This is a genomic window from Orbaceae bacterium lpD04 (genome assembly GCA_036251935.1).
In the GTDB taxonomy this organism is placed as follows: domain Bacteria; phylum Pseudomonadota; class Gammaproteobacteria; order Enterobacterales; family Orbaceae; genus Orbus; species Orbus wheelerorum.
Map to the genome: position 1 here is coordinate 83,282 of CP133967.1, position 20,051 is coordinate 103,332.

18 protein-coding genes are annotated in these 20,051 nt (G+C 35.1%); 7 read left to right on the top strand and 11 right to left on the bottom strand.

Annotated elements, in window-relative coordinates:
• Positions 1–107: 107 nt before the first annotated feature.
• The 3 genes from tsf to frr all read left to right on the top strand — a co-directional run bounded on the left by tsf (position 108) and on the right by frr (position 2,401).
• Entirely contained in the window at positions 108–965 is an 858-nt protein-coding gene (gene tsf, locus RHO14_00365; protein WVD71277.1) for a translation elongation factor Ts, read from the top strand.
• 113 nt (positions 966–1,078) lie between these two features.
• The gene (gene pyrH, locus RHO14_00370; GenBank protein ID WVD71278.1) at positions 1,079–1,819 is read left to right on the top strand and encodes a UMP kinase; all 741 of its coding nucleotides are present in this window, start codon (positions 1,079–1,081) and stop codon (positions 1,817–1,819) included.
• Between the two features lie 21 nt (positions 1,820–1,840).
• Positions 1,841–2,401: a ribosome recycling factor gene (gene frr, locus RHO14_00375; protein ID WVD72477.1), complete on the top strand. Its 561-nt coding sequence runs from the start codon at positions 1,841–1,843 to the stop codon at positions 2,399–2,401.
• Between the two features lie 74 nt (positions 2,402–2,475).
• On the opposite strand, the gene rpoH is transcribed toward frr, so the two are convergent.
• The 7 genes from rpoH to nagE all read right to left on the bottom strand — a co-directional run bounded on the left by rpoH (position 2,476) and on the right by nagE (position 9,527).
• The gene (rpoH, locus tag RHO14_00380) at positions 2,476–3,336 is read right to left on the bottom strand and encodes an RNA polymerase sigma factor RpoH (protein WVD71279.1); all 861 of its coding nucleotides are present in this window, start codon (positions 3,334–3,336) and stop codon (positions 2,476–2,478) included.
• 201 nt (positions 3,337–3,537) lie between these two features.
• Positions 3,538–4,500: a permease-like cell division protein FtsX gene (gene ftsX / locus RHO14_00385; GenBank protein WVD71280.1), complete on the bottom strand. Its 963-nt coding sequence runs from the start codon at positions 4,498–4,500 to the stop codon at positions 3,538–3,540.
• The gene (ftsE, locus tag RHO14_00390) at positions 4,487–5,158 is read right to left on the bottom strand and encodes a cell division ATP-binding protein FtsE (GenBank protein WVD71281.1); all 672 of its coding nucleotides are present in this window, start codon (positions 5,156–5,158) and stop codon (positions 4,487–4,489) included. The genes ftsX and ftsE overlap by 14 nt, the downstream gene beginning before the upstream one ends.
• Positions 5,155–6,108: a signal recognition particle-docking protein FtsY gene (gene ftsY / locus RHO14_00395; GenBank protein WVD71282.1), complete on the bottom strand. Its 954-nt coding sequence runs from the start codon at positions 6,106–6,108 to the stop codon at positions 5,155–5,157. The genes ftsE and ftsY overlap by 4 nt, the downstream gene beginning before the upstream one ends.
• Positions 6,109–6,261: 153 nt before the next feature.
• Positions 6,262–7,071 carry a shikimate 5-dehydrogenase gene (locus tag RHO14_00400; protein WVD71283.1) on the bottom strand — a complete coding sequence of 270 codons (810 nt, stop codon included), beginning with the start codon at positions 7,069–7,071 and terminating at the stop codon, positions 6,262–6,264.
• 32 nt (positions 7,072–7,103) lie between these two features.
• Entirely contained in the window at positions 7,104–7,670 is a 567-nt protein-coding gene (locus RHO14_00405; protein ID WVD71284.1) for a pseudouridine synthase, read from the bottom strand.
• Between the two features lie 129 nt (positions 7,671–7,799).
• A complete protein-coding gene (nagE, locus tag RHO14_00410; GenBank protein WVD71285.1) occupies positions 7,800–9,527 on the bottom strand; it encodes an N-acetylglucosamine-specific PTS transporter subunit IIBC in 1,728 nt (575 codons plus the stop codon).
• A 252-nt stretch (positions 9,528–9,779) separates the two neighbouring features.
• Here nagE and nagB point away from each other — a divergent pair, with 252 nt between their 5' ends.
• The 3 genes from nagB to RHO14_00425 all read left to right on the top strand — a co-directional run bounded on the left by nagB (position 9,780) and on the right by RHO14_00425 (position 13,151).
• Positions 9,780–10,586 carry a glucosamine-6-phosphate deaminase gene (gene nagB, locus RHO14_00415; GenBank protein WVD71286.1) on the top strand — a complete coding sequence of 269 codons (807 nt, stop codon included), beginning with the start codon at positions 9,780–9,782 and terminating at the stop codon, positions 10,584–10,586.
• Positions 10,587–10,633: 47 nt separating this feature from the next.
• Positions 10,634–11,770 carry an N-acetylglucosamine-6-phosphate deacetylase gene (nagA, locus tag RHO14_00420; protein ID WVD71287.1) on the top strand — a complete coding sequence of 379 codons (1,137 nt, stop codon included), beginning with the start codon at positions 10,634–10,636 and terminating at the stop codon, positions 11,768–11,770.
• A gap of 154 nt (positions 11,771–11,924) precedes the next feature.
• Positions 11,925–13,151, top strand: a complete 1,227-nt coding sequence (locus RHO14_00425) for an ROK family protein (protein ID WVD71288.1) — start codon at positions 11,925–11,927, stop codon at positions 13,149–13,151.
• Between the two features lie 35 nt (positions 13,152–13,186).
• Here the strand turns inward: RHO14_00425 and asd are convergent, their stop codons facing one another.
• The 4 genes from asd to RHO14_00445 form a co-directional block, all read right to left on the bottom strand.
• A complete protein-coding gene (asd, locus tag RHO14_00430; GenBank protein ID WVD71289.1) occupies positions 13,187–14,290 on the bottom strand; it encodes an aspartate-semialdehyde dehydrogenase in 1,104 nt (367 codons plus the stop codon).
• A gap of 270 nt (positions 14,291–14,560) precedes the next feature.
• Entirely contained in the window at positions 14,561–15,970 is a 1,410-nt protein-coding gene (locus tag RHO14_00435) for a hypothetical protein (protein WVD71290.1), read from the bottom strand.
• A 3-nt stretch (positions 15,971–15,973) separates the two neighbouring features.
• Positions 15,974–17,344 (bottom strand): DUF6384 family protein, encoded by a 1,371-nt coding sequence (locus RHO14_00440; GenBank protein WVD71291.1) that lies wholly within the window; start codon positions 17,342–17,344, stop codon positions 15,974–15,976.
• A complete protein-coding gene (locus RHO14_00445; GenBank protein WVD71292.1) occupies positions 17,344–18,498 on the bottom strand; it encodes a hypothetical protein in 1,155 nt (384 codons plus the stop codon). Before RHO14_00445 ends, RHO14_00440 begins: the two co-directional genes overlap by 1 nt.
• 320 nt (positions 18,499–18,818) lie before the next feature.
• Between RHO14_00445 and RHO14_00450 the strand changes: the two genes are divergently transcribed.
• On the top strand, positions 18,819–20,045 hold the full coding sequence (locus RHO14_00450) for an N-acetylmuramoyl-L-alanine amidase (GenBank protein ID WVD71293.1): 1,227 nt from the start codon (positions 18,819–18,821) through the stop codon (positions 20,043–20,045).
• The last annotated feature ends 6 nt before the right edge of the window (positions 20,046–20,051 follow it).

Here is a 20,051-nt window from a genome sequence, read left to right on the forward strand (position 1 = left end):
TAAATTATCTATTCACAGGAGGAGTTCGCTCCTCCTATCTTGTGTATCAAATACAGTTTACCGAAGATTATATTGGGTGAACGACAGATTTAGCAGAGGGTTAAAAAATGGCTGAAGTAACTGCCTCGATGGTTAAAGAACTGCGCGAAAGAACTGCCGCAGGAATGATGGAATGTAAAAAAGCATTAGTTGAAGCAAATGGTGATATTGAGCTTGCAATCGATAATATGCGTAAATCAGGTCAAGCTAAAGCAGCTAAAAAAGCAGGTCGCGTAGCAGCTGAAGGAACGATTATTTCTAAAATTTCAGCAGATAAACAATTTGGTGTCATTCTAGAAGTTAACTGCGAAACTGACTTCGTAGCAAAAGATGCTGGTTTCTTAGCATTTAGCGAAAAAGTAGCCCAAACAGCTTTAGCTGATCGCATTAGTGATATTGCAGTGCTACAAGCTAAATTTGAAGAAGAAAGAACTGCGCTAGTTGCAAAAATTGGTGAGAACATTAGCATTCGTCGTATTGCTGAAATCGCTGGTGATGTTGTTGGTAGCTATCAACACGGTGCTCGTATTGGTGTTTTAGTTGCAGCAAATGGCGCTGATGATGAATTAGTTAAGCACATTGCAATGCATATCGCGGCAAGTAAACCTGAATATGTTGATCCATCTGATGTACCTGCTGATGTTGTTGAACACGAACGTCAAATTCAAATTGATATTGCAATGCAATCGGGCAAACCACGTGAAATCGCAGAAAAAATGGTTGAAGGCCGTATGCGTAAATTCACCGGCGAAGTTTCTTTAACTGGTCAACCATTTATCATGGAGCCATCTAAAACTGTTGGTGATCTACTTAAAGAGAAGAAAGCTGCTGTTGCAACATTTATTCGTTTTGAAGTAGGTGAAGGTATTGAAAAAGTTGAAGTAGATTTTGCAGCAGAAGTAGCAGCAATGTCGAAACAATCTTAATTGCCGATTAAAAATAGCAAAACCGCCATCTAGGCGGTTTTGTTTATAATCAAAATACTTTAGAATTATATCTACAAATTAATTATTAATTTAATTCATAGGATCTCCCAGCTATGACAAAACAAGCCCCCTATTATAAACGCGTTCTTTTAAAACTAAGTGGTGAAGCACTACAAGGTGATGAAGGTTTTGGTATTGATGCATCTGTTCTTGATAGAATGGCCTTAGAGATTAAAGAACTGGTCGAAATGGGCGTTGAGGTTGCAGTTGTTATTGGTGGTGGTAATTTATTTAGAGGTGCAGGCCTTGCGAAAGCAGGCATGAATCGTGTTGTTGGCGATCACATGGGAATGCTTGCAACCGTGATGAATGGGCTTGCAATGCGTGATGCACTACATCGCATTGAAATCAATGCTCGCCTAATGTCAGCAATTCCATTAAATGGTGTATGTGATGATTATCGCTGGACTGAAGCAATTAGTTTACTTAAACATGGTAAAGTGGTTATCCTTTCCGCTGGAACAGGTAATCCTTTTTTCACAACCGATTCAGCAGCCTGTTTACGAGGAATTGAGATTGAGGCGGATGTTGTGTTAAAAGCGACTAAAGTTGATGGTGTTTACTCAGCAGATCCGGTCAAAGATCCAAGTGCCACATTATTTAAGACACTAAATTATGATAAAGTACTAGATGATGAACTTAAAGTGATGGATCTTGCCGCCTTCACACTTGCTCGCGATCATAACCTACCTATTTGTGTTTTTAATATGAATAAACCAGGTGCTTTAAAGAGAGTGATCCTTGGGCAATCCGAAGGGACACTTATTAACAATGATGCCACAGTTAGTTGCTAATTATATAAAAGAAGGTTTTATATTATGCTAAATGAGATACAAAAAGACGCTCAGGATAGAATGGAAAAAAGCTTAGATGCTTTCCAAAATCACATTGGTAAAATTCGTACTGGACGAGCTTCACCAAGCTTACTTGATGGTATTATGGTTGAATATTACGGTAGTTCAACACCTTTACGTCAACTAGCAAATGTTGTTGCTGAAGATTCAAGAACCTTAGCAATTACTGTATTTGATAAATCACTTACCCCTGCTGTTGAAAAGTCAATTTTAGCATCAGATTTAGGGTTAAATCCAGCATCAACCGGTACTGTTATTCGTGTTCCACTACCGCCATTAACAGAAGAACGTCGCCGTGATTTAACTAAAATCGTTCGTGGTGAAGCTGAGCAAGGTCGCGTTGCAATTCGTAACGTAAGACGCGATGCTAATGATCAAATTAAAGCTTTATTAAAAGATAAAGCAATATCAGAAGATGATGAACGTAAAGCTCAAGATATTATCCAAAAATTAACCGATACGATGGTTAAAAAGCTTGATGTGGTCCTTAGTGACAAAGAAAAAGAGTTAATGGAATTTTAATTTCATAGCGTTAAACGTTAGTATAAAAAAAGCCGAGTTTAAACTCGGCTTTTTATTTGTTTGATTAAAGCTAATTAAGCTTCAATTGCAACACGCAATTTTTGTAATGCATTTTTCTCTAACTGGCGAACGCGCTCTGCTGAAACGCTGTATTTGGTCGCTAATTGTTGTAACGTTGATTTACTATCGTCAGCATCAAGCCAACGCGCTTTAATGATATCTTGGCTACGTTCATCTAATTGCGATAGTGCATCATGCAATTTATCGGTTGCATCATTTTCCCAATTATCATTTTCAATTGACTTAGAAAAATCTGAATTTGAATCTTCTAAATATAATGACGGCGCTACAATAGAATTATCGTCATCATCGCTATCAATATCAAATGACATATCTTGCGCTGACATACGCGATTCCATTTCTAAAACATCTTTTCTTGTTACACCAAGCTCATCGGCAACCATACCAACTTCATCATAACTAAACCAACCTAAACGCTTTTTAGACTTACGCAAATTAAAAAATAATTTACGTTGTGCTTTAGTTGTTGCAACTTTAACTATCCGCCAATTTTTCAGTACATATTCATGAATTTCAGCTTTAACCCAATGAACAGCGAATGAAACTAACCTAACACCCATTTCAGGATTAAACCGACGAACGGCCTTCATAAGGCCAATATTACCTTCTTGAATAAGATCCGCTTGTGGCAGACCATACCCAGAATAGCCACGAGCAATATGCGCAACAAAACGAAGATGCGATAAAATGAGCTGCCTTGCCGCATCGACATCATCGTGATAGTAAAGCTTTTCACCGAGTTCTTTTTCTTCTTCCGCAGTTAACATTGGGTAAGTGTTAATCATGCGAAGATAAGATTCAATATTACCTTGTGGGATCAAAGCAACAGATTGCATTTTTATGTCATTACTCATATAAAAATTCCCCTTATGTATTTTCTATTTGCTGTTATCACTAACAACGAACAACAAACCAGTAATCTGTATTATCATTATCAAATAATAGTTAATATTATTGATATCTTTTTTATTAGACCATAAAAACGTGATTTAGTTCACATTTTTTCAATAAATCAAAGCTAGGTCAATCATTCTAATCACAAAACCAGCTATTTATTAAGCAATATGAGTCATATTTAAATATTTTTTCGTTGCAACAAGTGCAGATAACCAGCCAATGATAGTTGAGATGAGTACAATAAATAATGCTTCATCCCAATTTAAGCCTTCTATGGTGAATATAGTTCCAAAAATAGATGAAACATTCAATATAATTGCATCAATTTGAAAAATAAATATTTCCGATAGAATTAACGCAACAACACTACTGACAAAACCATTAAATATGCCACTATACAAAAATGGTCGCAAAATAAAACCTTCTGTTGCACCAATAAGCTGCATAACGACGATAGTTTGACGTCTAGCAAAAATCGCTAACCTAATACTATTACCAATGACCAATGAAACAGCAATAATCATTAGTATCGAAATAGTCCAAACAATTGTTTTAACCATATCCGTTAACGCCGTTAACCGAGTAAACCAGCTATCATCAAGCCGAACATCGTCAACGCCTTTTAGTTTAATAATTTGGACTTGAATTGCATGCAATATATTTGTTTGCTTAGCATCATCTTTAGGCATAACAATTGCCACAGCCGGTAATGGATTTTCATCGAGCAAATCAATTGCATCACTAAATCCTGACCAAAGTCTAAACTCGTCTAATGTTTCATCTCGAGAAAGATAATTAATATTTTCAACTTCAGGGTATTGTTTTATTTTATCGAGCAATTCGTCTGTCTGCGCTGTGGTTAAAGATTTATCTAAATATACAGTTAAATTCGGTGTTGGGTACCACTGATGTGCAGCTTCATTTGCGTTTTTCCACAATAAATAACCAATAGTTGGCAGGGTAATTGAAATTGCAATGACAATAATGGTCAATAATGAGGCCAAAATATGTTGACGAAAATCATTAAAAACATTTTGCCATGCATATTGGATCTGTCTTTTCCAGCGAGAGAAAAATACATTATCAGCCGTTTGCTGATTTTTATTTCTATTCGCTAACATGGGTATCCCCAATTAAGCGACCTTGGCTTAAGTTTAAAATCCGATGATGTTTACGCCGAATCAATCCCATATTATGGGTTGCCATTAAGACAGTTACACCGCTTTGATTAAATTCTTCAAATAATTTTAAGACATCTTTTGATAGTTTATCATCCAAATTACCCGTTGGCTCATCGGCAAGTAATATCATTGGCTTATTCACAATAGCCCTTGCAATCCCTACGCGTTGCTGCTCACCGCCTGATAATTGGATAGGGTAAAATTTCATTTTATCGATTAAACCAACTTTATCTAGGGCAGCTGAAACCCTACGACGAATCTCTTCTACAGGTTTACCTAATATGATAAGAGGAATAGCAACATTATCATATACAGAATGATCCATTAATAACTGGTGATCTTGGAAGATCATTCCAATTTTACGCCTTAAAAATGGAATGTCTTGTTTCTTCAATTGATTAACATCATGACCATTTAACAGTACTTGCCCATCATTAGCTCGGTCAAGTCCACAAATTAAGCGTAGTAAAGTGCTTTTCCCAGCGCCAGAATGACCTGTTAAAAAAGCCATTTCGCCTTTAACAAGCGAAAAATTTACATTCTGTAATGCAGGTTTACCACCAGAATATACTTTACTGACGTGATCAAATCGAATCATGAATTTTCGTTATCATCCATATTATTATCAAAAAGAGCATTAATAAAATCGCTAGCAACAAAAGGCCTTAAATCATCAATTTTTTCGCCAACACCAATATAGCGAATAGGAATATTAAATTGATCTGCAATACTAAAAATAACGCCACCTTTCGCTGTGCCATCGAGCTTAGTCAGTGTTATTCCCGTTAATCCGACCACTTCGTTAAATATTTTAGTTTGGCTAATCGCATTTTGGCCCGTACTTGCATCAATAGTTAACATAATTTCATGTGGTGCACTGTCATCTTGTTTTTTCATGACACGAACAATTTTCTTTAACTCATCCATTAAATGGGACTTATTTTGTAAACGCCCAGCCGTATCAGCAATTAAGACGTCAACTTTTCTCGACTTAGCCGCTTGTAATGCATCGAATATCACCGATGCAGAGTCGGCATTAGTATGCTGGGCAATCACGGGAATATTATTGCGTTCACCCCAAACTTGTAACTGTTCAACTGCCGCGGCTCTAAACGTATCACCAGCGGCAAGCATGACCGACTTACCTTCATTTTGAAACTGCTTAGCTAATTTACCTATCGTGGTCGTTTTCCCAACGCCATTCACACCAACCATTAAGATAACAAAAGGCTTATGTTGATTAAGATCTAGTGGTTCATCAACTTTCGTCAGAATATTTTCCATTTCAGTTTTTAGTAAATCATGCAAAGCATCTGCATCTTTAAGCTGTTTTCGAGAAGCATGCTCTGTTAATGAACGAATAATTTTTTGTGTCGTATCAACACCAACATCGGCAATTAATAGCTGCTCTTCTAAATTATCAAAAAGATCAGCATCGATTTTTTTTCCTTTAAATAAAGATAAAAAACCAGAGCCGATATTTTGTTTTGTTTTAAATAATCCATTTTTTAAGCGAGCAAAAAAACCCACTTTTTTTTGTTCTGTCATTTGAACAATAACTCCGATAATATCTTGTACTTATTAAAATTTGTCGTTTATTATTTACTAAATATCAGCTTATAACAACTTATATTATATACAGTTTTAGCCAAATCCGAATAGCCCTTTTTTAGATAACCAATTCGTCGAATTTATTATCACTTATTGCTGACTAGCAATTTGCGCCGCTAATTGAATTTGTTCATCAGTTGGTATTTTACCAGTATAAAGAATAAATTGCTCTACTGCTTGTAAGATCATCACTTCACGACCAGAAATTGTTATTCGGTTATATTTTTTGGCTTCATTAATCAATGGAGTATTAACAGGCATTGCAACGACATCAAATACAATAGCAGCTTGTTTAACAAGATCCGAGGAAAATGATAATTTATCTGAATCAGTGCTACCAACCATACCTATTGGGGTTGCATTAACTAAAATATCATATTGGCTTTTTGGCTTGGTTAATGCTAAAAAACCATATTTATCTGCTATTTTTTGCGCTAACACTTGATTACGAGCAAGAATAGTCACATTCCTAAAACTAGCATCATAAAATGCAGCAATAACAGCTTTCGCCATTCCGCCGCTACCATGAATAATAACTGAATGTTCTGGTGTTAACTGATACTGAATAATTAATTTTTGAATTGCAATATAATCAGTGTTATAAGCCGTTAAATAATTATCATCGTTAACAATCGTATTTACTGAATCAATGGCTAAAGCCGAATCAGTCAATTTATCTAAAAAAGGAATACAAACTTCCTTAAATGGCATAGAAATAGCACAACCACGTATGCTTAACGCTTTAATACCTTTTATTGCATCCTCAATATTTTGAGTAGAAAAAGCCTTATAAATAAAATTGAGCCCTAATTGTTGATATAAGCTATTGTGAAATTTTGTGCCAAAATTTCCTGGCCTTGCGGACAAAGACATACAAAGTTTTGTATCTTTATTAATCATCTATCTTCTCCTCGATATTGATATTAGTTAATTTAACTAAATAGGTTATTTTCTGTTAATGCTTGCCATTTACCTAAAGCAAGTGAATGTTCAAATAAATTAAATTCACCAATTTGAACCCGAACTAATCTTAAACAAGGAAATCCAACCGCTGCGCACATCCGCCTCACTTGGCGGTTCTTTCCTTCCGTTATCGTAATACTTAGCCATGATGTAGGGATCGCTTTACGCTCACGAATTGGCGGGTCGCGTTGCCAAAGACAAGTTGGTGCTGCAATTATTTTAACTTTTGCTGGCTGAGTAACAAATTCTTTTAGCTCAATACCCTTTTGTAATTGGTTAATCGCACAGGGAGCGGCTATCCCTTCAACCTGTGCCCAATAAGTTTTGGGCAATTTAAACTTAGGTGACGCGATTTTAGTTTGCAACTTTCCATCATTAGTTAGTAATAACAACCCTTCACTATCAGTATCTAAACGCCCTGCAGGGTAAAATTCAGGTAGCGTAATAAAGTTTTTTAAGCTTGGATGCGTGTCATGCTCGGAGAATTGACAAATAACCCCATACGGTTTATTAAATGCAATAAGTGAAGTAACCATGATATGAATATCTTATATTATTTACCAAGTAAGATTATACACAAAATTTATCAATATTCGTGTGTTAAAAATGATCGCTAAAAAAAAGCCGAGTATTTCACCCGGCAAAAGTGGATATAAAAAATTAAATCACATTAATCTGTTCATAGCGTCAGCTATTTTTTCGGCTTGTGGGCCAATAATAATTTGGGCACCTGTTTTACCCAATTTTACCACGCCTTTAGCGCCAAGCATTTTCGATTTTTCGATATCAACTAGAGCGGAGTCCTTTACTGTTAGTCGTAACCGAGTAATGCACGCTTCAATATTAGTAATATTATCTTTACCACCTGATGCATCTAAATATTTAATAGCAATTTGTTCTAAATTATCATCTTGATTAATATTTTTTACATCAGTAGCGGTGGTGTCTTGGTTATAATCAAAATCATCTTCACGACCGGGCGTCTTAATATTAAAAATTTTGATACTAAAATAAAAAATAACAAAATAGATAATACCAAATACCAAGCCAATTGGAATTAATAATCCAGGCTTAGTTGCCAGTCCCCAATTTAAAACATAATCAATTAAACCGGCCGAAAAGCCAAAGCCATGTAATATACCTAACGAATTAACAACTACCATTGAAATACCAGCTAAGATGGCATGTATAACATATAGCAATGGCGCTAAAAATAAGAAAGTAAATTCAATAGGCTCAGTAATGCCAGTTAAAAATGCGGTAAATGCGACGGAAAATAATAACCCTCCAATTCGACTACGATTACCTTTTGGTGCAGCAAAATACATAGCTAATGCCGCGCCTGGTAGCCCAAACATAAAGATAGGATATGCCCAAGCCATATATACGCCAGCATTTGGATCCCCGGCAAAGAATCGATTTAAATCACCACGAATAATTGATGGCGCAATTTCAGTTATTACACTTCCCGTAATGGCGTTATTATGCACATCAACAACATTCCCACCTAAAGCAAGACCTTTTACGATATCAGGACTTAAACAAATAAAATGTTGCGTAACATCTAAGCCACCGGTAGCAACAATTTCATAAGTAACTTTAGTACATTCACCTAAGAAACCAAACCAAAATACAGAGTGTAAAATATAATGTAAACCAAATGGAATTAACGCTCTATTCATCACTCCATAAGTAAATTCACCAATAGCACCACTACTCGAGACAAACAGACTAAAACTATTGATTCCATTTTGTACATAAGGCCAAATTTGACCACAAATAAAAGCTAATATTAAACAAATGAGGCCTGTCATTATGGGGACAAAACGTTTGCCACCAAAAAAAGCGAGATAATCGGGGAGTTTAATATTATAAAAAAGGTTATAAGAATGCCCTGCAACAATGCCCGCAATTACGCCACCGAAAAAAGATAAGTTAAGTTTTACATCACTTAGTACGACAATTAATGAATTAGCAATTTCATTACCATTTTTATCTAAAGCTGGCGAAACACTCGGCACGAGCTGATGAAGCTTTGCAATAATGTTGCTATCTTTAACAATAAAGCTATGAGCCTGTTCTAAATTATCCTTTAAAACATAAGTGACATCAGTATAGTTTCCTAATACCTCGGTTCCTTTCGTTAAGATAAAATATCCAACCGTGCCAGCTAATGCTGCAGCGCCAGCACCATCTTTAGATAAACCGACTGCAATTCCTAAAGCAAATAATAAGGGCAAATTATCAAATATACTGCCGCCTGCAACAGAAATAAACGGTATATTCAGTACATCAGGCTGACCTAGGCGCAATAAAATTGCAGCGATAGGTAAGGTTGCAATTGGTAACATCAAAGATTTACCAAGACGCTGTAAATAAGCTAGTATTCCCATAAGGGCTCCATAAGTAAAAAAAAATATTTAAAATCTAATGTATATTTGACACGATAATATTTTTCTTCGCAAATTAATTATCCTTTTTTGTGATAAATATCACTGATCGAAACATTATAATTGAATACATTATAAACAATTTATGCTTATTTATTTTTTTAAGTAAAAAAACTTTTGTAAAAAGAAAAAATATTCGTTAGAGTAAATATAACAGTTGATTAAAACTAAATAAAATTAAAACGGAGCAATAATATGCGATTAATCCCATTACAAGATGCAGAGCAAGGCGGCGCTTGGGCAGCTAATTATATTGTAGAACAAATTAATAAATTTAATCCAACAGCAGAAAAACCTTTCGTATTAGGTTTACCAACTGGAAGCTCACCATTGTTAATGTACAAACATTTAATTAAATATTTTAAAGCCGGTAGGGTTAGTTTTAAAAATGTAGTGACCTTTAACATGGATGAATATGTGGGGATCCCTGAAAATCACCCTCAAAGTTATCATACTTTTATGTATGATAATTTTTTTAACCATGTTGATATTAACCCTAACAATATTCATATATTAAATGGCAATGCCAGTGATATTGAAAAAGAGTGCCAACAATATGAAGAAAAAATGAAATCATATGGCAAAGTAAATCTGTTTATTGGTGGTGTTGGTCAAGATGGACATATCGCATTTAATGAACCAAGCTCATCATTATGTTCACGCACTCGAATTAAAACATTAACAGAAGATACTCGCATTGCTAATTCGCGTTTTTTTGATAATGATATAAATCAAGTGCCAAAATATGCATTAACAATCGGTGTTGGAACGCTAATGGACTCCGAAAAAGTATTATTATTAGTATTTGGACATAATAAAGCACTTGCATTACAAGCTGCGATTGAAGGTTCTGTTAATCACATGTGGACAGTGAGTATTTTACAAACTCACCAAAAAGCAATCATAGTTTGTGATGATCCAAGTACCAATGAATTGAAAGTGAAAACGTTAAAATATTTTAAACAACTTGAAACTGATAATCTAAAAGTAGAAGTACTTTAAAGTTATTTTTAATATACTAATTGATACGATAAATAAGAGTAAATTTTATGTATGCATTAACAAATTGCCAAATTTATACGGGAATGGAAGTTCTTAATGACCACGCTGTAATCATTAATGATAATAGAATTTCAATGATTTGTCATAATGACAACATTCCACATGATATTATGATCGAAAATTTACAAGGGGCAATTCTGTCGCCTGGATTTATTGATATCCAACTAAATGGTTGTGGTGGCGTTCAATTTAATGAAGAAATCGATGCGCTCAGTATCAAAACGCTAAAAATTATGCAACAAACAAATTTACTCTCGGGGTGTTCAAGCTATCTACCGACCTTGATCACGTCAAGCGACGAGTTTATGCATAAAGCCGTTGAAGTAATGCGTGAATATCTAAAAACACATAGCCATCAAGCTTTAGGCCTTCATTTAGAAGGACCTTACATCAATCCTGAAAAAAAAGGGATTCATAACATCAATTATATCCGCAAACCCGATCAAGCGATGATTGATTTTTTGTGTAAAAATGCCGATGTTATTAAAATTATCACTTTAGCCCCAGAAAAAGTAGATCCAAGCTTTATTGGGCAACTAGCGAAAGCAGGAATTCACGTTTCAGCAGGACATTCGAATGGAACTTATGAAGATGCTAGAGCGGGATTTAATGCGGGAATTCGCATGGGAACGCATCTATTTAATGCGATGCCAGCAATTACAGGACGTATGCCTGGCGTTGTTGGAGCTATTTATGATGAATCGGAAGTCTACTGTGGTATTATTGCCGATGGTCTACATGTCAGTTGGCCAAATATCCGTAATTCTCAAAAAATTAAACGCGATAAATTAATTTTAATTACTGATGCTATCTTACCTGTTGGAACGAATATTGAAAAATGTACTTTCGGCGGAAAAACCGTTTACTACAAAGATGGGAAATGCACAGATGCAAGTGGTACTTTAGGCGGTTCTGCGCTTACAATGATTGAAGCAGTTAAAAATAGTGTTAATTATGCTGGTATTGCTTTAGATGAGGCACTGAAAATGGCGACACTATACCCAGCTAAAGCAATTGGAGTCGATAATATATTAGGTACAATTACAGCGGGAAAAATTGCTAATTTAGTTGCCTTTGATCATAACTTTGTTGTGCAAAGAACGATTGTTAACGGTAAATTATAAATTATCAAAATTAAATAGTTATATCATTGCTAATAAGTGTAATATTGGTAAAAGTAATGATATAACTCGTATTTAATTAGAACAAAATGTGCAACTGACCACCAATTGAGTATATAATTACCCCAAATAAAATAGATTAAGGTAGTAACGGTTAATGGCATTGAACTATTTAAACTTGGTCGGTAATGCAGAGCTAGTAAAGCAACTCAATTATGCCATGATTTATCGACTAATTATCCAGCAAAGCCCTATTTCACGAATACAATTAGCCGAAACAAGCCAGCTAGCTCCTGCTAGTATTACAAAAATTACCCGCCAGTTACTGAAGAAAAAATTAATTAAAGAAGTTGATACTCAGCAATCTACCGGTGGGCGCCCAGCGGTTTCTATTGAGGCTAAATTTGAAAATTACCAATCTATTGCAATCCAATTAAGCCGTGCCCATGTTACCATTGAACTTTACGATCTCGGTGGCAATAGCTTAGTACTCAAACGTTATCCGCTTACTGATTATACTCAGAGGCTAGCTCAAAATTATTTAATTAACTTAATTGAATTATTTTGTAATGAGCATAGCAAAAAAATCAAAAATTTAATTGCGATTTCAGTTGTGATGCCTGGTGTTATTGATTCAGTTAATGGCATTGTACGCTATACACCACACATTACTGTCAATAACTGGCCACTGGCTGAAATTTTACAGCAAAAGTTTAACGTATCAACATTTGTCGGTAATGATGTACAAAGCCTAGCACTTGCCGAAAGTTATTTTGGCTCCACCCAAAATGTACAAGATTCAATTTTGATTCGTGTTCATCGGGGTGTCGGCTCAGGTGTTATTGTTAATCAACAACTCCTAATGAATCATAACCAAAGCGCTAGCGAAGTTGGCCATATTCAAGTTAATCCATTAGGGCAACGTTGCCACTGTGGTAATTTTGGTTGCCTTGAAAATCAAGTTGTGAACACAGAAATTGAAAATAGAGCAAAGTTACTCATTGAGCAAGGATACCCAAGTAAGTTAACTATTGATAAATGCGATATCGTGACAATCTGCCAATTAGCTAATCAGGGTGATGAATTAGCTGAAAAATTAATAAAGAATGCAGGTGAAAACTTAGGTAGAGCCGTCGCAATTATGGTTAATATTTTTAATCCTCAATGTATAGTTTTAGCTGGCGAGATAACCAAATCACCAGAAATTCTGCTTAATGCCATCAATAGTGTACTTTATTCACAAAGTTTACAACAACTCCGTGAAAACTTATCACTTAACTGTTCTACGTTAAATGATTGTTCAGCGATTGGTGCATTTGCTTTGGTTCAACAAGCTCTATTTAGTGGTTCGCTATTGATGACAATTCTTGAGAGTGAGAAATGAAATGGACTCACGGCATATGCCGTGAGTCATAAAAACTAACATAAAATTTTTAACATTCGGCGCAATGGCTCGGCGGCGCCCCATAATAACTGATCGCCAACGGTAAAGGCCGACAAAAAGTCTTTACCCATATTGAGTTTACGTAAACGGCCAACTGGAGTAGATAGCGTTCCAGTTACCGCAGCCGGTGTTAATTCTTTCATCGATAACTCACGATCATTAGGAATGACTTTTACCCAATCATTGTGTGCAGATAACAGTTGCTCAATATCAGGTACAGCAATATCTTGCTTCAGTTTAATTGTAAATGACTGGCTATGGCAACGTAAAGCCCCGATGCGAATACATAAACCATCAACAGGAATAATACTTGATGTACCTAAAATTTTATTAGTTTCCGCCTGCCCTTTCCATTCTTCTCTACTTTGTCCGTTATCTAACTGTTTATCAATCCATGGGATCAAGCTACCTGCTAGCGGCACACCAAAATTATCTGTTGGCAATGAACCATCACGCATCTTCGCTGTTACTTTCTGCTCAATATCTAAAATAGAAGAATGTGGGTTAGCTAGTTCTTTTGCTACATCAGCATGTAACATACCCATTTGAGTTAAAAGTTCACGCATATGGCGAGCGCCACCGCCTGATGCGGCTTGATAAGTAGATACAGATACCCAATCAACTAAATCGGCGGCAAATAGCCCCCCAAGCGACATAAGCATTAAGCTAACCGTACAATTACCACCAACAAATGTCTTTATGCCTCGATTTAACGCACTATCAATATTCGCGCGATTAACAGGATCAAGAATAATAATCGCATCATCTTTCATACGTAGGGTTGACGCAGCATCAATCCAATAACCTTGCCAACCTGCATCACGTAATTTAGGGTAAATATCAGAAGTATAGTCACCACCTTGGCAGGTAACAATAATATCTAATGCTTTAAGCGCGTCAATATCATAAGCATTATGTAAAATACCTGTTTTACCTGTAAAAGAAGGCGCATCTTGTCCTGTTTGAGACGTTGAGAAAAAAATAGCATTAATGCCATTAAAATCTTGTTCCTGAATCATACGTTGCATCAAAACAGACCCAACCATGCCTCGCCAACCAATAAAACCAACATTTTTCATAATCAATTATCCACAAGTTAATCTAACCGTTATTTTCAATGGGTAAATACCCCCAAACTATTTATCTTTAACTATTAAATCAAAATATCAGTATAAAACAAGCAAGATAAAAAATTATTTTAAAATTAGACTTTATTATAAAAGGTAATTATGCGCATTATGATACAAATATAAGCAAGTTTTAGTGTCAGTATAAGTAACATGCCTTATTAAGCGGGCATTTTCTGCTTGATTATACTGACATCAAGCCTGACAAATTTAACTGCAATTTTAAAAACTATCGGTTGTCTTAAATCCACCACCACCACTCGATGAGGTAGAGGAAAATCCACTACCTTTTGATGAACTAGACGATCGAGATGAGAAGCCACCACTGGGGGAGCGGCGATAAGAAGAACTTGATGTCGTAGTGCTATTGCCCCACCCAACTGACCATCCGCTGCTACCACTTGATGAGCGATTTCTATTGATTTTCATTCGATTAGCAATAATTGCGTGTGCAATCGTCTCGGGAAAGACTGCTTTATTTAGTAATTTATCCAATAGCTGATTAAGACTAGATGGCGATAAGTTGTATTCATAAAAACCACTAGGAATATTATTTTGTTTAAAAATAAAAAATACTTGATTAAAACGGTTATAAGTTTGCTCAATTGCTTCACAATTTTGTTTTAAAGAAGGTAGCATACCTTCAAGTTTACGTATTTGCCTCTCTATTCCTGTCAGATCTTGTAGTAACAAATCATCCTCTTTTGACTTTGTTTGTCGGGTTAAATGTTCAAGAGAACTTATTGATTGTTGTCGCATTACCTCAGCTAATTGATGAGCGATTTCATAAAATTGGTTTCCTTTCCCTAGCTGAGTTTCATTTAGATTTTGGTAAATTTGAGCTTTTTGTTCCTGATAACCCGCTAGAATTCGTTGTTTTTGTGCAAGTTGATCCCTCAACACGGGTAATTTCAGCTTATCTTCAACCTCTTGCTCTTTCTGCTCTTTTTGTTGCAATGTTAATTGATAGGATTCTTTTTTATTATCATAACGATTTTGGGATTCTTTAATCAATGACTCAAGTATCCTTTGATTTTTATAATTTTCAGTAAAGTTAACATATCTTGCAGCCCATGCATCTAAGTTACGAAATATCCAAAACCCACGATAATCTTGCTGACCAAACCTTCTTTTGATAAGGTAATTGTAACAACTATTTCGATAATACTGAGCTAATTTTTGCGAAAATTCCTTTTGTGATTCATTAAAAGCAAGTGTTTCGTTTTCAATATTTTCTTCTTGGTTTTTTAAAAGATTAAATAGTGATACATAGTTTGGATCGTGCTCTAATAACATAACCTTTTCAATTGTTAAGGTATCTATTTTCGAAAGTGTATCAGATACTTTATTAAGAGACTCTAACGTGAGCTGTTCTAGCTCCTGAGAGCTTGTGTTTAATTTAATAAACAATTCTTGCAATTGAGTAACAAGTGCTTGTATTTGTTTATTATCATTTTGGGGGGATTCTAATAGAAAAATAGTCGCTATTTTTTCGTATATTGTTACTTGTTGATGCTTTAAATTTAATATATTTTGATGTGCATCTTGAAGCATCTTATTAGCAAAATCTAAAGATCCCCGAGTATCGTCAATCCTTCGATTAATAGTACTCTCAATTATTCTTGTTTGCATGCTCTACCACTCCAAAATTCTGCCAGCTTTAACTGAGCTAGGGCATTCAAATCCTAAACGACCAATCGGCTTATCACAAAGCTTTGAATTATCAATATGTCCATCTTGTGCTTTATCTTTTCTAACAAGGTCAAAGGCATTTTGACTAACTTGCTGGCCAAACATATCAACTAATTCTGTCTTACCGGTTTCAATACTTTTCACCCATAGCGACTGTGCATGACCAGAAGGTGTCATCGGTCTTACAATTAAGAACCAAGATTTACCACTGGTATTATTATGAGTACGCTCGACTCCAGATTTAGAATCAGGCTCATCGACAATCGTTAAAGTTAATGCCGTTTGAGCAAGCTTAATATAGTAAGCAATCATCTTGTTGTAGTTATCAACATTGCCAAATTTAAGGCTTTTTAAGTCAGCAATTAAGGCTGTCTGTAATGCTGTGACTGGCTCAAGATCGGTATCTGGCACATCTAGTGATTTTAGCTGCGTTATATCAGCTGTCATTTTATTTTCTAACGTTGTCGCTCTGTCAACTGAGTCATAAAGTTTTTCAATTTGACTCGTATCAATCGACGTCCCACCACTATTTAAACTATCAATAACCGAGTCCACCGCAATTTGTAAAACGGGATAACGTTTACTCGCCTGTGTAAATTTTTGATTATTAATCAATTGAGCTAATTTATGGTCATTTTCAGTTAGCGTACGTAGTTGACTCATTTGAGAGGTTATCAGCGATAGCTTATCTTTAATAGAAAAGTCATATTTTTTCAACGTTTCAAATGTTTGCTTTATTTCAGTAGTCGTCAGTGTGTCGTTAATTACAGGTCTAGTAATTCGAGATACTTTTTCTTGATTGAGTAAATCAGCAATTGATGTTCTTAATTTTTTTACAGGAACTTGCGCATAAGTAATATCTTGCTTACTGAGTGATTCGAGCTCCTTACTCAAATTAGCTAATGATTGCTTTGATGCTAATATATGACTATACGCCACACCTATATTTTTTTTCAATTGTAGAGAATTTACTAAAGAAATAGAACCGACCACAAAAAAAACAAATAATAAGAATCCAACGATTAAAAATAAAAAATTTCTTTTAATATAACAAAAAATGAGTACCCGCTGAAGCCAAGACCGTTTGGGGGTACTAAAGCGTAAGCGACTATCAAACCAAAGATCAACGCCATCATTGATGGTTTTATCATCAATCGTTAATCCTTTAGTTTGATAATAATTTTTTATTTTTTCTGTAAGACTACTACGTAACTTATCACGATCAAGATGTTCTAATAGCAATTGCTGTTTTTGATATAATTCATCAATAATCGCCATTGCACCAAGTTGATCACTAAGTTTAACCTCTTGCACTAAACATTAACCTTTAAAATAATGTTATTAAAACGTTCTTTACCGTCTTCAACAATTCGGTCAATTTCTTGAGCATTACTGATAGACTCATTTCTTAATTCGGTGATAAGTTTATGGCTAGACTCTTGATAATTAACAATCGCCTCCATCAACGTACGTAAAGACTCTGCTTTAATTGTTGAACCGTAGCCTGCTCTAAGGCCTTCTTCTAACTGTTTATTTCCTGATGTTGCGATACTTTCTATGCCTTTATTTATCCCATCTTTCATCGCTTCTAATGTTTTCGTACTTTCATTTAAGCCTGTTAAAGACGTAATTGATGCACTTAACGCGGTAAAAACGATTTCATTAGTTGAGAAGAAACTGACACTTTGTTGGTAAACACGGTCTTTCACAGAAGTTGTTTGCTGTAGTCTTGCAAACACAGCCTCAGCAGAGTTATAAGAAACAATTAGATTATTAGATAAATCTAAAACTATCTGATAACGGCCATCTTCTTTTTGAACGTCACGTAATGCGACATCTCTAGCTAATTCTAAACGAGCTCGTTCGATTTGATCTTCCGAATCGAAACTATCAATAGCGGCCATTGCCGTTGCGAGTTTTGCTTTATATTCTTCTAAACGTAAAGCTGCAACTTTAACGACTTCTTCTGCAGCGATTTGAGCTTGTTTTAAGCCAAAGCGAAAATCTTGATAAGCATTTAAAATAATACGTTCACGCTCAACTTGATTTCCTGTCTCTTTAGATACTTCTAAAAACGTTTTTTTTATCAGGTCAAAGCGATCAGGAATAGAGCCTCGAACTAAAGTCATCCAACCCATTTTAACTTTTTCAAAGAAATCTAATCTACCATCATCTAACCATACAACCATTTGGTTCATATCATTACGTATACTATCAAAACTGGCAACGATTTTAGTATAGCGCTGAGAGACTTCCATACCGTTTATCTGTTCCCTTACGACTTCATTAAATGCACTTTGTTGCTGTAACGTGCGAGCAATTGCAACAATACGGTCATTATCAATTTCAGCGACTTCATCTAATAATTTTAAAATTGGTGCATCAGCTTGTGGCTTAATAGTAATACCGATTTTATTAAGTAATTGGACCGCTCTATCAATATAAGAAATCGAAACTGAAGTAGACATTCTTTAATCCTTTTAATGTTTTAGCAAACAATAGTGTATAAGCTTTAATTATAGAGACTTTACTTGTTAAATACAACTTAGAAAGCCATGATAATCAAGGCAATAATCTTGAAAATACAAAAGAAAAATACCCAAAAAATACTATCTAGAATAAACAATAATTGGCAAGTTTTCTCGTTATATTTTTGTTGTAAAGTGTAATTATAGCGTAAAAAAGAATTTTTTATGATGATTACCCAATAAGGCCGCTATAAATATATGATTGTTTTATGCTATTATTTGTAGCCCTTAGATAACATTTTATTAATGCTTAATTGATTATGCCTGCACCATTTGATTCAACAAGACGATTACTGATAAAAGGAATAGCAGCTGCTTGCCTATTATCTGTTACACGAGTTGGATTTGCAGCTACGGCGCAAATTGCAGCTGTTCGAGTTTGGCCGTCATCAACCTATACTCGCATAACACTTGAATCAAACGTTTCGTTATCCTATAAGCAATTTTACCTTACTAATCCAAATAGGTTAGTGATAGATATTGATGATTTAAGCTTAAATAGTACTTTTCGCAATATATCATCACTAATTAAGCCAGAAGATCCTTATATTAAACAGCTAAGAGTTGGTCAGTTTGACAACAAAACAGTAAGACTTGTTGTAGAATTAAAGCAAGATATAAATCCTAATCTTTTTACGCTCAAACCAATCGCTGAATTTAAAAATCGATTAGTTATCGATCTCTATCCGTTACAAAAAAATACTTTAGACGATGACCCTTTATTTGCTTTATTACAAGAATTCAATAAAGGTGATCTTAATGATAACGATATTCCAATTAGCCAGCCAGTCAAAAAAGCAAATGATAAAATCGTTATCGTACTTGATCCTGGTCATGGTGGAGAAGATCCTGGCGCGATAGGTTATTATAAAACGCGAGAAAAAGATGTTGTTTTACAAATAGCTCGCCGTTTACGTGATTTGATCCGTAAAGAAAAAGCTATGACAGTGCATCTAACGCGTAACGAGGACATCTTTTTACCATTACGTGTTCGCGTAGAAAAAGCACGTGCATTTCATGCAGATCTATTTATCTCAATTCATGCTGATGCTTTTACTAAACGCTCAGCCAAAGGATCATCAGCGTTTGCCTTATCAACTAAAGGGGCAAGTAGCTCTGCTGCAAGCTATTTGGCACAAACACAAAATGAAGCTGATGAAATTGGTGGTGTCAGTCGCAGTGGCGATCGTTATCTTGATCATACGCTTTTAGATTTAGTCCAAACAACTACCACAAGTAATAGCTTAATTCTTGGTAAAGAAATTTTAAGTAAAATGAAGCGAGTTAATACACTGCATAAAGCTCAAGTTGAGACCGCAGGATTTGCCGTATTAAAGGCCCCTGATGTCGCCTCAGTACTAGTTGAAACTGCATTTATTAGTAACTTGAATGAAGAAAAGAAACTAAAGACAGCAAATTTTCAAAATCAAATCGCAAAAGCAATGCTTGAAGGTATTAAAAGCTATATAACCTTACGTAAAAATTAAATAATT